The 13,633-nt window shown below is 26.6% G+C and carries 13 protein-coding genes; 7 read left to right on the forward strand and 6 right to left on the reverse strand.

The genetic code is table 11. From position 1 onward, the window contains the following. Positions 1-2 precede the first annotated feature (2 nt). Positions 3-1,025: a glycosyltransferase family 2 protein gene (locus tag ACZJV1_RS03570; RefSeq protein WP_463651472.1), complete on the forward strand. Its 1,023-nt coding sequence runs from the start codon at positions 3-5 to the stop codon at positions 1,023-1,025. Positions 1,026-1,088: 63 nt separating this feature from the next. Here ACZJV1_RS03570 and ACZJV1_RS03575 read toward each other — a convergent pair whose 3' ends face one another. After that, positions 1,089-2,489 carry an O-antigen ligase family protein gene (locus ACZJV1_RS03575; protein ID WP_463651473.1) on the reverse strand — a complete coding sequence of 467 codons (1,401 nt, stop codon included), beginning with the start codon at positions 2,487-2,489 and terminating at the stop codon, positions 1,089-1,091. A 313-nt stretch (positions 2,490-2,802) separates the two neighbouring features. Between ACZJV1_RS03575 and ACZJV1_RS03580 the strand changes: the two genes are divergently transcribed. Genes ACZJV1_RS03580 through ACZJV1_RS03590 form a run of 3 tightly spaced genes read left to right on the forward strand, consistent with a single transcriptional unit; the run spans position 2,803 to position 5,331 of the window. After that, a complete protein-coding gene (locus ACZJV1_RS03580; RefSeq protein WP_463651474.1) occupies positions 2,803-3,399 on the forward strand; it encodes a hypothetical protein in 597 nt (198 codons plus the stop codon). A gap of 23 nt (positions 3,400-3,422) precedes the next feature. Beyond that, positions 3,423-4,319, forward strand: coding sequence for an ABC transporter ATP-binding protein (locus ACZJV1_RS03585; RefSeq protein WP_460286220.1), 897 nt, complete (start codon positions 3,423-3,425; stop codon positions 4,317-4,319). Continuing rightward, complete coding sequence (locus ACZJV1_RS03590) at positions 4,300-5,331, forward strand: hypothetical protein (protein WP_463651475.1); 1,032 nt, start codon at positions 4,300-4,302, stop codon at positions 5,329-5,331. Before ACZJV1_RS03585 ends, ACZJV1_RS03590 begins: the two co-directional genes overlap by 20 nt. A gap of 161 nt (positions 5,332-5,492) precedes the next feature. Here ACZJV1_RS03590 and brnQ read toward each other — a convergent pair whose 3' ends face one another. Continuing rightward, positions 5,493-6,764: a branched-chain amino acid transport system II carrier protein gene (brnQ, locus tag ACZJV1_RS03595; protein ID WP_463651476.1), complete on the reverse strand. Its 1,272-nt coding sequence runs from the start codon at positions 6,762-6,764 to the stop codon at positions 5,493-5,495. A 264-nt stretch (positions 6,765-7,028) separates the two neighbouring features. On the opposite strand from brnQ, the gene ACZJV1_RS03600 reads away from it, so the two are divergent. Together ACZJV1_RS03600 and galU are read left to right on the forward strand one after the other, a co-directional pair. Further along, a complete protein-coding gene (locus ACZJV1_RS03600) occupies positions 7,029-7,919 on the forward strand; it encodes a UDP-3-O-(3-hydroxymyristoyl)glucosamine N-acyltransferase (RefSeq protein ID WP_463651477.1) in 891 nt (296 codons plus the stop codon). A gap of 182 nt (positions 7,920-8,101) precedes the next feature. Next, positions 8,102-8,971, forward strand: coding sequence for a UTP--glucose-1-phosphate uridylyltransferase GalU (gene galU, locus ACZJV1_RS03605; RefSeq protein ID WP_460286224.1), 870 nt, complete (start codon positions 8,102-8,104; stop codon positions 8,969-8,971). Positions 8,972-9,041: 70 nt separating this feature from the next. On the opposite strand, the gene trpS is transcribed toward galU, so the two are convergent. From trpS to ACZJV1_RS03625, 4 genes are all read right to left on the reverse strand, one after another. Beyond that, positions 9,042-10,052 (reverse strand): tryptophan--tRNA ligase, encoded by a 1,011-nt coding sequence (gene trpS, locus ACZJV1_RS03610; protein ID WP_463651478.1) that lies wholly within the window; start codon positions 10,050-10,052, stop codon positions 9,042-9,044. Between the two features lie 342 nt (positions 10,053-10,394). Beyond that, positions 10,395-10,541, reverse strand: a complete 147-nt coding sequence (locus ACZJV1_RS03615; protein ID WP_411169892.1) for a hypothetical protein — start codon at positions 10,539-10,541, stop codon at positions 10,395-10,397. Positions 10,542-10,656: 115 nt separating this feature from the next. Beyond that, positions 10,657-10,812 carry a zinc-ribbon domain-containing protein gene (locus ACZJV1_RS03620; RefSeq protein WP_016207738.1) on the reverse strand — a complete coding sequence of 52 codons (156 nt, stop codon included), beginning with the start codon at positions 10,810-10,812 and terminating at the stop codon, positions 10,657-10,659. Between the two features lie 179 nt (positions 10,813-10,991). Continuing rightward, positions 10,992-12,086 (reverse strand): GerAB/ArcD/ProY family transporter, encoded by a 1,095-nt coding sequence (locus tag ACZJV1_RS03625; RefSeq protein ID WP_463651479.1) that lies wholly within the window; start codon positions 12,084-12,086, stop codon positions 10,992-10,994. A gap of 137 nt (positions 12,087-12,223) precedes the next feature. Between ACZJV1_RS03625 and ACZJV1_RS03630 the strand changes: the two genes are divergently transcribed. After that, positions 12,224-13,633, forward strand: a complete 1,410-nt coding sequence (locus tag ACZJV1_RS03630; protein ID WP_460286226.1) for a spore germination protein — start codon at positions 12,224-12,226, stop codon at positions 13,631-13,633.

A 13,633-nucleotide genomic window follows, 5' to 3' on the forward strand; every position in this document is an offset into this window, starting at 1 on the left:
TTGTGAATAAAACAGTTTCAGTTATTATACCATGTAGAAATGAAGAGAATTATATAGGTAAATGTATTGAATCGTTTATCAATCAAAGTTACCCAAAGGAGTTACTTACAATAATAGTAGCAGATGGTATGTCTACAGATGGTACAAGAGATACAGTTAAAAATTTTGAGAAAAAACATAAAAATGTAGTAATGTTAGATAATGAAGGTTTATCAGCACCTAAAGGAATGAATTTAGGAATTAGATACACTAAATCTGATATAGTTATAATATTTGGAGCACATGCTTATGCTCATAGAGAATTTGTTATGGAAAATGTTATAGCTCTTGAAAATAGTGAAGTTGGATGCTCTGGTGGTGTAATTACAACCATAAATGAGACTACTAAAGGAGCTGCTATAGCAGAGGCAATGAGCTGTCCATTCGGTGTTGGAAATGCCTTGTTTAGATATGCAGATAAAGAAACTTATGTAGATACTGTTGGATTTGGAGCTTATAGAAGAAGTCTTCTTGACGAAATTGGATTGTTTGATGAAGAGTTAGTAAGAAATCAAGATGATGAACTTAACTTTAGGGTAGAAAAAAGTGGAGCAAAAATTTTATTATCTCCAAAAATAAAATCTACTTATTATAGTAGAGGTGATTTTAAAAAATTATGGAGACAGTATTATCAATATGGATTTTGGAAGGTTAGAGTAATTCAAAAGCATAAAAAACCAGCATCTATAAGACATTTAATTCCATTAATGTTTGTGTTATTTTTAGTCTTTGGTGGAATACTTAGCATTTTTTCTAATATAATAGAAAGTTGTTATTTTATTATATTAGGATTATATATTCTTTTAGATTTATTTTTTAGTGCAAAAATTTCTTTTTCTAAATCATTAAAATATTTTATGTATTTAGTAATTACATTTCCATTATTACATATTTCTTATGGCTTAGGATTTATACTAGGAATATTTAATTTTTATATAATTAAAAGTTCTAAATTAGAAGAAAAAAATAAAAAAATTTCAAGATAAGATTATAAAAGCCACTTAATTATAGTGGCTTTTATAATAAGAAATTGCTTTTATAATAATTTTTTAAGCTGATTTTTTTAATTTATCTAAATTAAGAGATAAATAACCAAGATAGCACCATAATATTGTTGTTATATAGCTTTGGGTGAGTAGAATTACATTTTCAAATAAACCATTGATTGATATAGATACTATAGGTAATAGTATTAAAAATATAGTTTTTCTTTGAGAAATGTCCATTTTTAAATCATCATTAAATACAAAAATTAATGAATCTTTAACTATTAATATAAAGAATATCCCAAATGCAATCATACCTAATATTCCATTTGAAAGTAATATTTGAATATATCCATTATGCATATTGTTAGTAATTATGTATCTAGAGGTATCATTTGGATATAATTTTTGCTTAGCTAATCCTATATTACTAGGACCATGTCCAAATAAAGGATTGAATTTTAGAGTATTTAATCCATATGTCCAAATTTCAGCTCTTCCTGTAGAAACATGACCACTTTCTATCTCTCTATCAAGTACAATGCTAGTATTAGAATTATCCGTAGTAGTATCATTATTTAAATATAAATTCTCTATTAAATTTGGTACGTAAGATAATGTAACTTTAGACAAAGATAGCGTTACATTATAGCTTATAAAAATAATAGCAGTAGCAATTATAGCAATTAATAATGATTTTAAATTATTGAATTTAATCTTAAATTTATTATAGCATATATAAAATGTAATAAATAAGAGTGTACCTAGTAAGGAAAGAGCAGCCCCTCTAGAGTTACATAAAACAAGGTATAGCCATTGAATTATTATATTAAATATATAGTATTTAGTTTGTAACTTTGAATTATTTTTTTCTTTTCTATTTTTATATAGATATACATTAATTACTGTTAAAATTATAGATAAGACAGCAATCATACCACCTGAGTTTGGATTACTATAAAATCCCCATAACGCAGGTGAATCTGGATATACGAATCCCTGAGGAATATCATTATATGTAAATTGTATGAAGAATATAAATGTAAGTAATGAAGCAAAACCTGTAAGAGAACTTATTGTAATAACGATATTATTAAAATTAAGAAGTTCTTTTTGTATTGTATCAGTTGATTTACTTACGTCATAAGAATAAATAACAAAAAGAAATAGACCTGTATAAACGAATGTTTTAATATTGTCTACAGGATTATTTTTAAAATTTAATATTATACTTATAAAAAAAATTACCATATAAAGTATAAGAAAATTTTTATATCTTGATTTAAGACATGACTTTTTATTAAAAAAATCATAAATAAAATAAATTCCAGCCCATAATAAGATTAATATATTTAATTCTGTAGTTATAGGAGAAATTATTGCTATAGTTGATAACATCATAATCGTAATTAAACAATATATTATATTTATTTGTTTAAATAATATTTTTTTTATATTATTCATTAAAGAAACTCCCTCCAGCAAAATTATTTTCTTTATTTGTAATGTAATAATTATACGTATCAAAAACTTTTATGTCAATGCGAAGAGTTTTAAGTAATCTGAAACTAATTATATTTTTAGCAAATTTAATATTATATTAAGAAAATATTAATTGTATAAATACAGTTTATTCCATATAATACTAAGTGTACTATGTCAATTAGCGCACTTAGTATTTTTTACTCTTTAGGAAATTATATTTTTATATTTAAGGTCGACGGCTCAAAAAAACTCGCATTGGCGACTTTTTTAATATAAATTAGGGGGATTTTATATGAAGAAATCTACACTTTTAGCTTTAAGTGGGATAATTGTAGTATTTTTAGTTATCATGGCAATGGGAAATAAATCAAAGGTTTATGAAAAGCAAGAGAGATATAAGAATCCAGAGGATGCAATTGTTAACTTCATAGGTTATATTAATAGTTATGAAGTAGTGAAGGATAGAAGTATATATTATAATATAATTCCAAATGAGTTTTTAGAAAGCATATCACGAAGATATAGACTATATATAAATGAAGATAATATGAATAAGTGGATTTTAGGTGAGGTTCCTATACTTTATAGTTATGAATTAAGTGAGATAAATAAAGAAGATTTAAATTATCTTATAACAAGTTATGAATCCTCCTATGATGGTGTACCTAATTATAAAAAACCAGTAGAAACTAGATATTATAAATTAGATGCAGTAGGTTCATATAATAAAAATGTAGACAAGACTTTAGTTAAGTCTAATGGAACAGTAGATAAACTTGTAGTAGATAAAGATTATGATTTATCAAAAAATAATATAGAGATTTACTTAATAGTTGTTGATGAGGGAGAAGGATATGTAGTTGATTATTATAATACAATATCTAAATAACTAGTATAAGGGAGGAATATAAGATGATAGAATTAAAGAACTACTCCTTAAACTATGGTGGTAACAAGATATTAGATAGCATAAGTTTTTCACTTGATAGAGGAAAAGTATTAGGGGTTGTAGGGCCTAGTGGAGTAGGAAAAACTTCATTAATTAGAGGAATAGTTGGAATTTATAAGGGAACAGAAGGAAGTATACTTTTTGATGGAGAGGAAGTATATGATAATCCAAAGGTAAAAAAGAAAATAGCTTTTGTGCCAGATGAACATAGTAGTTTTTATTTGATAACTTTAAAAGAAATAATTAAATATTATAAAAGTATATATCCTAACTTTGATGAAGATAGATTTTATAAAATTAACAAAGTGTTTAAGATTCCGTTAAATAAAAGATTTATGCAACTATCAAAAGGAATGAAAATGAGAGTTAATTTAATGATTGCATTTTCATTAAATTGTGAGCTTCTAGTTTTAGATGAGCCTACCTCAGGCTTAGACCCTATTTTAAAAGAAAAGGTTCTAAAAATAATAATGAATGAAGTCTATAGCAAAGAAAAGTCAGTTATAATAAGTTCACATAATTTAGGTGAGCTTGAAAGGATTTGCGATGAAATACTTATTATTAATGATGGAAAGGTTTATTATCATAATTCCTTAGAAAGTATAAAGAAGAATATAAAAAAATTACAAGTTGCCTTTGATATGCCTGTTTATGAAGAAGATTTGAATATAGAAGAGATCTTTAGTATTTCTCAAGTTGGAAGAGTATTTACTATTATAACAGAAGAATATAATGATAGCTTTAAGGAAAAGATAAATAAATTTAAACCATTATTTATAGAAGAAATTGATTTAAACCTAGAAGAGGTATTTATACATAAGCTAGAGGGGAAGTGTGATTATGAAGAAATATTTAAGTGAAGACTTATTTTATCAGGGAGATGCTAAAATAATACTTCCATTAACTATAGCTTATATAGGTGCTTTTTTATTTAATAAGATGATTATTAACGAGTTTTTCACTTGGACAATAAGACAGAAACTTTATAATAATAATATAAACCAATTAATTTATCCCTTTGTAGGAATAGTTACTTTAATATTATACTTAATAGTTATTTATATAATATCAGTGGGAATATTTAAAAGAAAAAAGTGGTCTACTTTGTTAGCAGGACCATTTTCTCGAATGGATATAAGAAAGAGAGAATTGGTTATAGTGGTTATGTCTGCTTTGGTTTATATACTTATTTACTTAGTTATTGTAGGACAAGGTGTTATTGAAAATAAGGAGATTATATCTTATATAGGTAACTTTAAAGAAGTAATAATTGTTGATTTAATTAGAATTATTAGTATATCAATTATAACTATTGGTGGACTAGCTTTATTAGATTCTATTTTTTCTAATATATATTATTTAATAGGATCAATGATATTTATAGGAGTATATATAATTTCATTATTAATGAATTTTGAATCGGGCTTATATACTTATATAGATTCAACAGATACTAGAGGTATAAGATATGTATATAATGGACTTACGGAATACTTGCAAGGTGTAGCTATCGGAAATAAAATGAGTAGTCTTCAAATTACTTGTATATCTTTAAGTTTTATAGTAACAGGAATAATTTTAATATTAATAGCAAAAAAATTAACTAATAAGATGTTAGTTGAATATATGAATGAAGGCATAATGTTTAATTTTCCTAAAAAAGTAGTTCAATTTATGTTAGCTACATTTTTAGGAGTATTGTTTGCACCAATTTTAAGCAATTTAATCAACGAATTTTATTTTTATTATACATTAGGTAATCTAGAGATAATTTTTATAAGAATAGGAATAATAGTAATTTCATCAATACTTTCTTATCTTTTACTAATAAAATTCAAAAAAAGAAAAAAACATAATTATTATAATATTTAGAGCTGTACTTTTTAAGTACAGCTCTTACCTTTAGTATTCTAATTGTTAATAGTAGTTTTATAGCGACTTAGAGTGAAGTGATGGTTAGTCCTACAAGCGTGAATAATAATTTTATGGCGACTTGGAACGAAGAGAGGGAGCAAGTAAAATTACTATTCACACTAATCTAATTGAATTACTTCTTTAGTTTTAGGAGTAAATATAATATATCCTATTATAATTGAGATTACTGTTGGAATAACCCAACCAAAGCCTAATTCTCCTAAGGGAATAAAACTTAAATTTAATCCCGGAATTGCAAATAATAATCCAAATGCTAGTGAAGTATATACTCCAAGTCTTACAGCTCTTATATTCTTTAAAACTTTTGATAAAAGAGTAGTTGCAATTAATGTAATAGAAACTGGATATAATACATTAAGTATAGGTACAGATAAAAGAACTATTTTATCAACTCCTAATGTAGCAATACCTAAACTAATTATAGCTAGGACTATAGCATTAAATTTATATGGTAACTTTCCTTTTGATACTTTTTCAAAAAATGTTGCACCAGCAGTTAATAGCCCAATAGATGTTGTCAAGCAAGCGAGACCCATAGCAACTCCGATTATTACAGGACCAATTGAGCCTAAGACATTTTTAGATATTAAGATTAATAAGGATGTTTTACCTATGTCAGATGGAGCTAAATCAACAGTTTGTGCTCCTATGTAAGTTAATCCACCATATACAAATGCAAGTCCTATAACTGCAACAAGGCTTGATTTTAAAATCATTGATGAAAGCTGTGTTTCTTTGTATCCTTTGTCTTTTATTGACTTTGTTATTATTCCAGCGAATAAAAGAGCCGCTATTGCATCCATAGTTTGATATCCTTCTAATAATGAGGATGGAAAAACAGAAACAGCATTTGTTTCTAATATGGGACCTATAGGCATTAATGTACCCTTAACAATAATAGTTACTAATAGTACTATTAAAGCAGGTGTTAAGTATTTTCCAATTGCATCTATTATAGAAGTACTTTTTAAAACAAAAAATAAATTTATTACAAAATAAATTGTCATTGCCCAAAATGCTGATATATTAGGGAAAAATGGATTTATTGTAAGCTCAAAAGTAGTTGCAGCTGTTCTAGGAATACCAAGCATTGGTCCTATAGCTGTAAATAGTACAGCTGTAAAAATAATAGCAAATTTTTTATTTATTTTTCCAGCAAGAGATTCAAAAGTACCATTGCACTTAGAACAAGCAAGGATAGCTAAAAGTGGTAATCCAACTCCTGTAAATATAAAACCTATAATTCCTAATAAAAATTCACTTCCTATTTTATTTCCCAGGAAAGCAGGAAATATAAGGTTTCCAGCTCCAAAAAACATTGAAAATAGAGCAAAACCAACAACGATGGAATCTTTTGTACTTTTTTTCATCTTTTTACCTTCCTTTACTTAAAGTGATAACAAAATTTAGTTTTAAAACAAATTATTATCAAAACTTATAATTTAATAATAGTTTAATAATAAAAATATATTATTATTAAATAAATGTTAAAATGTATATTTTTTATATTACCATGATGAAGGAAATTATTCAATAAATTATTAAATTAAAACTTAAGAGAAATAATGGTATAATGAGATTGATATTTAAGAGAAACTTAATTGTTAAATTCATAAATTTTAGGAGGAAAGCTTATGCTATTAAGTGAAATTGTTAATTTAGTAGAAAATTTAGAAATTTTTAGAGATGGAGAATTTACCTCTTTAGGCCTTGCTGTTGCAGTATGTGAAGAAAAATTACTTTCTTTTATAGAAAATGAAAAGTATATAAGTGGATTAAGTGATAAAATCACATGTTTAATAACAACAAAGGAAATAGGGGAAAAGCTTAAAGATACATATGGTATAATAATTTCTAAAAATCCAAGGATGGATTACTTTAAATTACATAATAAGCTTTCTAATATTAGAGGATATAAGAGAGAGGATTTTGATACTATTATTGGAGATAGATGTGAGATAAATAATTTAGCATCTATAAGTAAGAAAAATGTGAGAATAGGGAATAATGTAAAAATAGAAGAGTTTGTTGTTATTAGAGAAAATACAGTGATAGGAGATAACTCTATTATAAGAGCAGGTGTAGTTCTAGGTGGGGAAGGATATGAGTATAAAAGAACTGATGGGATAATAATGAATGTTAACCATTGTGGAGGAGTAATAATAGGAGACAATGTAGAAATTCAATATAATGGGTGCATAGATAAGGCTCTTTATCCATGGGATAATACAATAATAGGAAGCTATTCTAAATTAGATAATTTAGTTCATATTGAACATGGAGTTAAGGTTGGGAATAGATGCTTAATTGCATCAAGAACAACTTTTGGAGGTAGAACAATAATTGGAGATGATTCATGGGTTGGATTAGGGGCAGTTATTTCTAATGGATTAATTCTTGGGAATAAAGTTAGTGTAAGCCTTGGCTCTGTAGTAACTAAAAATTTAAAAGATGGAGAAAAGGTATCTGGAAATTTTGCTATAAATCATGATAAATATATAAATTTTATAAAAGGTATTAGATAAAAGTGTATTTTAATAAAGAATAAGGTGAAAATAATATTAAGCATGTATTTAAATATTATTATAGTTTATTAGAATACTAAAATAATTTAGCTTAAATAAATGTAATTTGTTTTATATAAGTAGATATGTTAAAATTATAATTGGTTATATTATGTAAAGATATATGAATGAGAGGGATAAAGATGAAAGTAAGAAAAGCCATTATACCAGCTGCTGGGCTTGGAACTAGATTTTTACCAGCTACAAAGGCGCAACCAAAGGAAATGTTACCTATAGTTGATAAGCCAACAATACAATATATCATAGAAGAAGCAGTAGCATCAGGAATTGAAGAAATTCTTATAATTACAGGAAGAAATAAAAAGTGTATAGAAGATCATTTTGATAAGTCCGTAGAATTAGAAATGGAACTTGAAAAAAATCATAAAGAAGATCTTTTAGAGCTTGTAAGAGATATATCAGACATGGTTGATATACATTACATAAGGCAAAAAGAGCCTAAAGGTTTAGGGCATGCTATACTATGTGCAAAGGCTTTTGTTGGAAATGAACCTTTTGCTGTTTTATTAGGTGATGATGTTGTTGACTCAGAAGTTCCTTGTTTAAAGCAATTAATGGATTGTTACAAAGAGTATAAGACTTCTATATTAGGAGTTCAAACAGTAGCTCATGAAGATGTAAATAAATATGGAATAGTAGATGGAATTCATATAGAAGACAGAGTTTATAAAGTTAAAAAACTAGTAGAAAAACCTTCTATAGATGAGGCTCCAAGTAATGTTGCTATATTAGGAAGATATATAATAACACCACATATATTTGAAATATTAACTAATACAGCTCCAGGAAAAGGTGGAGAAATTCAGCTTACAGATGCATTACAAACATTAATAGAAAGTGAAGCAATGTATGCATATAACTTCGAAGGAAGAAGATATGATGTTGGAGATAAGCTTGGATTTTTACAAGCAACAGTTGAGTATGCTTTAAAGAGGGAAGAACTTAGAGAACCATTTATTCAGTATTTAACTAGTGGAGATTGGAATAAGTAAATTTTATAAATCAATAATAGCATAAACAAAAGACTCCATTTGGGAGTTTTTTGTTTATGCTAGTTTTAATCTATCCTCTTGGTATAAACCCAATTTTCTTTTGCATTTTTCTTAAAGTTTTCATTGAAACATAATTTGCTTTTTCAGCACCTAATTTATAGATATCTTCTAATGCTTTTTTATCCTTAAGGATTTCTTCAACCTTATTTTGAATTGGTTCTAATTCTCCAACTATAGCGTCAGCGACATCTTTCTTTAAATCAGCATAACCTTTATCCTTATAGTATTCTACAAGTTCTTCTGGTGTTGATCCTTTAATTGCAATTAATAAATCAAGTAAATTCTTAACACCTGGTTGTTCATCAGAGTAGTTTATAATTCCTAGGCTATCAGTAACAGCTCTAGAAACTTTTTTTCTGATAACTTCAGGTGGATCCATAATTAAAATATATGAATTAGGATTATCATCTGATTTAGACATCTTTTTACTTGGATCTTGTAGGCTCATTATCTTAGCTCCTACCTTTGGAATGTAAGGATCAGGTATTTTAAATGTTGGGCTATAAGTATTGTTAAATCTATTAGCAATATCTCGTGCAATTTCTAGATGTTGCTTTTGATCTTGCCCAACTGGTACTAAGTCTGTATTATATAAAAGGATATCTGCAGCCATTAATACTGGATAAGTAAATAATCCAGCTCCTATTGAGTCTCCATATTTTTGAGATTTATCTTTGTATTGAGTCATTCTGCTAAGTTCACCCATATAAGTATTGCAGGTCAATAACCATGCACATTCACTATGAGCAGGAACATGGGATTGAATAAATAGAGTATTTTTTTCAGGTACTATACCTGCTGCTATATATATTGCAAGAACTTCAAGAGTTCTTCGTCTTAAATCCTTTGGTTCTTGTTTAACAGTTATTGCATGTAAGTCAACTACACAAAAATAACAATCAAACTCATCTTGAAGAGAAACCCAGTTTTTTATTGCTCCTAAATAATTTCCTAATGTTAATTGACCAGAAGGTTGAATTCCACTAAAAATAACCTTCTTTTTTTCCGTATTACTTTCCAAATAAAGCACTCCTTTCATTTGTGCATACTAACATTTATAACCATAACTATATTCTTAATTATAGATTTGGAAAATTATGATGTCAATAAGGATGGATTAATATTAAAGTTATTAATACTATAGGTAGCAATATTGATGTAATATGAAAGTGGTAATGAATTAATTTGAGGTTTTATAAAGAGGCAAAAATTTAGGTAAGAAGCATGTTTATAAGATTAATTTAAATTATGATAAATATTAAATTTATATAAAAAGATTTTTAAGAGAGGGAGAAATTAAAAATCTTTACAATGCCAATACATTAATCAAGAATTTAATTTAGATGTTATTTATTAATAATATCTAAGCTTTTACATAAAAAATGTCAATAAATAATACTAACATAGATAGAAGTAGTATTATATTAATTGACCAAACTGAAAATTTAAATATTAAAGCAATTAATGTGAATAAAACAAATATATTAAAAAATATTTTTAGAAATTTCATTAAGTAAGTCCTCCTATAATGTAATGATAGGTCTAGATACTTAGTTTATGCAAATTTCCAAAAAAAATACGTAAAATAAAGACTAACCTTTAATGGTTAGTCTTTAGAAATAGAATTATCTTCTATTGTTTTGTGCTTTTCTAGCTCTTCTACAATCAGGGCATCTTACTGGCTCGTTGTCAAATCCTTTTTCCTTGTAGAATTCTTGTTCTCCAACTGTGAAAACAAATTCCTTTCCACAATCTTTACAAATTATTTTCTTATCTTCCATTTTAAAATCCTCCTTAAAATTCATAGGGATAAACTTGATAAATCTTCTTCCTTAAGGTGTACTATGAACTTTAAGGGATAGAGAATGTATCGAGATTTTTCCTAATCATTTAAATTTTCAAAATAATTATACCATAAATCATAATTATTTCAATAAGATATAATAAAAATATTTATAAATTATTTAGAATTTTTTGAAAACTTCTCCATAGACTTAAATTTAAAGTAATAAGAAGAAAATACTATAAGAGGTATTAAAATAAAACTAAATAAATTAAGTATTTGTAAATACTTTAAAGCATCATAAAGTATATAATTATTCATTCCTAAAAAATTAGAAAAAACAAATATTAGAAATGTATATATACCTATAAAAATACGCTTATTTTTCATATATTTCCCACAAATTAATAGAATGCTATAAGTTGATAAAACATATTTTACAAAAAATCCCATTACTGTCTGAACTATAAAAAATAGTTCTCCAAATTCTAAAAAACCAGCAACTTCAATTCTCTGACCTAATATAAATTCTGGATAAAAGATATTTGCAGTCCTTAATGGACCAAAGGCTGTTATTACTCCTATCATTGATATAACTACCAAGGCAGAGGTAATAATTCCAGCGTAAAAAGTATGTCTTCTTATATTTTCATATTTTTCTATGTACTTTAAAAATGGTAGGGCTATCATAAAGGAAGAAAATCCCCCAAGTACAAGAAAGCTTGAAATTATAAATTCCATAGAAATTCCGTTTCCAATTACAGGGAGTAAATTATTTATATCCTTATAGCTTTGAGATAAGATAAAAAATATTATTCCATTTACTATAAGTATAAATACGCTAACTAAGACAAAGATTAAGATAGTTTTTAGCTTTTTATTAAAAATAAAAAGAGATGGAAGAAGGAAAAAAATTAATGCATACCAAACAGGAGTTTCAAGAAAAAGTGTGGAATGTAATACATTTGCTTCTACGGCACCTGCTTCAATTGCATTTATAAATAAAGTTAATAAAAATATAAGCATTAAAATTATACCTATCCATTTAGGCATGGAACGATAAAATATATCGTTTATATCGTAGGTTTTTGTTGTTTTACAAACACTAATTATATACATTAAGAAAACTATAAATGCTATAGATGCTATTAATGATGCAAGCCAAGTATCTCTTCCCCCTATGTCAACAAATATAGATGGATATGTTTTAACAGATATAAGGGCTACTCCAATTATAAATAATATAAAATGTTTACTAGAAATTTTATTCATCTTTATCACCTTTCTGAATATTTAATACTTAACAATTAAGATTTTCACTAATGCATTGATTTTGTGCATTATTTAGTATTAGCAAAAAAATGAATATTAAACAGTTTTTCAACAAATAATACAATCAGGTGATGTATATGAATAATTTAGAATATGTAAAAGAGAAATTAAAGAACTCTTTTGATGTTAAGTATAGACCAATCCAAACAGTAATAGGAAAGGCTACAGTAGTATTTATTGATGATTTATGTAATGTGGCTATGATAAGCGAATATGTAGTTTTACCATTAAGGAGATTTGGAGAAATGACTCCTAATAGTAGAAGTATTAATTCTCCTAAAGAAGTAATAGAAAATGCATTAGACATAAATGCAACAGATATTGCTAAAGATATAGACGATGCAATAATGCATGTGTTATCAGGAGATCCTATATTAATATTTGATAACTTTCAAGAGATAATTTATGTAGAAACAAAAGGCTTTCCAGTAAGAAGTGTTGGAACCCCACAGACAGAATCGGTTTTGAAGGGACCAAGAGAGGGCTTTAATGAGTTAATGGTAACTAATATTGCATTAATAAGAAGAAGAGTTAAGAATCCTAATTTAAAGTTTGAGGCAGTAGTAGTAGGAGAACAATCTAAAACATCAGTAGCTGTATGTTATATAGATGGAGTTGCTCCAAGCGAATTAGTAGAGAATATAAAGGAAAAAGTAAATAATTTAGATTTAAGATTTATATTAGATACTAATTATGTAGAAGATGCCCTTAAAAACCAAAAAAGCTTTTTTGATACAGTTGGTTATACAGAAAAACCAGATGAAGTTAGTGCAAAATTATTAGAAGGAAGAGTTGGAGTAATTGTTGATGGAACACCATTTGTAATTACGGCGCCATACTTCTTTTTAGAAAATTTTCAAATGCCAGATGATTACTATTTAAATAAATATTATACAAATTTTAATCGTATATTACGATGGTTCGCATTTTTTATAGCTACATTAGTACCAGGACTTTATGTTGCCGTAATAACATATCACTTTGCTATGATACCTTCATTATTTATGTTTAGGCTTGCAGTATCTAGAGCGGGGGTTCCATTTCCTACATTTATTGAGGTAATGTTAATGATGCTTGCCTTTCAATTTATAAAAGAAGCAGGCTTAAGGTTACCACAGCCGATAGGTGGAGCAATGAGCATAGTTTCAGCATTAATTTTAGGAGATGCTGCAGTAGGTGCTGGTATTGCATCAAGAATAACAATAATAGTAGTAGCATTAAGTACTTTATCATATTTCTTAATTCCAAAGCTTTATGGAGCAGTATCCTTTTGGGCATTGATATTAGTTGTATTTTCAGCTGCATTTGGAATACCAGGATTTTTATGTGGAGCTTTATTACTATTAATACAATTAGCAGAATTAGATTCAGTTGGATATCAATTTTTATTTCCAGTTGGAAGCATAAACGAATATAGATTTAAAGACGTAGTTTTAAGAGGTGGTCTTGGAAAAATATCAAAGAATATAATAAAAAAGGGGAATTAA

Source organism: Clostridium sp. LS3 (genome assembly GCF_055330225.1).

Excerpts from the sequence above, each read along its gene's own strand:
- ACZJV1_RS03575 (WP_463651473.1), bottom strand. The coding sequence starts at position 2,489 with ATGAATAATATAAAAAAAATATTATTTAAACAAATAAATATAATATAT.
- ACZJV1_RS03580 (WP_463651474.1), top strand. The coding sequence starts at position 2,803 with ATGAAGAAATCTACACTTTTAGCTTTAAGTGGGATAATTGTAGTATTT.
- ACZJV1_RS03585 (WP_460286220.1), top strand. The coding sequence starts at position 3,423 with ATGATAGAATTAAAGAACTACTCCTTAAACTATGGTGGTAACAAGATA.
- ACZJV1_RS03590 (WP_463651475.1), top strand. The coding sequence starts at position 4,300 with ATGAAGAAATATTTAAGTGAAGACTTATTTTATCAGGGAGATGCTAAA.
- brnQ (WP_463651476.1), bottom strand. The coding sequence starts at position 6,764 with ATGAAAAAAAGTACAAAAGATTCCATCGTTGTTGGTTTTGCTCTATTT.
- ACZJV1_RS03600 (WP_463651477.1), top strand. The coding sequence starts at position 7,029 with ATGCTATTAAGTGAAATTGTTAATTTAGTAGAAAATTTAGAAATTTTT.
- galU (WP_460286224.1), top strand. The coding sequence starts at position 8,102 with ATGAAAGTAAGAAAAGCCATTATACCAGCTGCTGGGCTTGGAACTAGA.
- ACZJV1_RS03615 (WP_411169892.1), bottom strand. The coding sequence starts at position 10,541 with ATGAAATTTCTAAAAATATTTTTTAATATATTTGTTTTATTCACATTA.
- ACZJV1_RS03620 (WP_016207738.1), bottom strand. The coding sequence starts at position 10,812 with ATGGAAGATAAGAAAATAATTTGTAAAGATTGTGGAAAGGAATTTGTT.
- ACZJV1_RS03625 (WP_463651479.1), bottom strand. The coding sequence starts at position 12,086 with ATGAATAAAATTTCTAGTAAACATTTTATATTATTTATAATTGGAGTA.
- ACZJV1_RS03630 (WP_460286226.1), top strand. The coding sequence starts at position 12,224 with ATGAATAATTTAGAATATGTAAAAGAGAAATTAAAGAACTCTTTTGAT.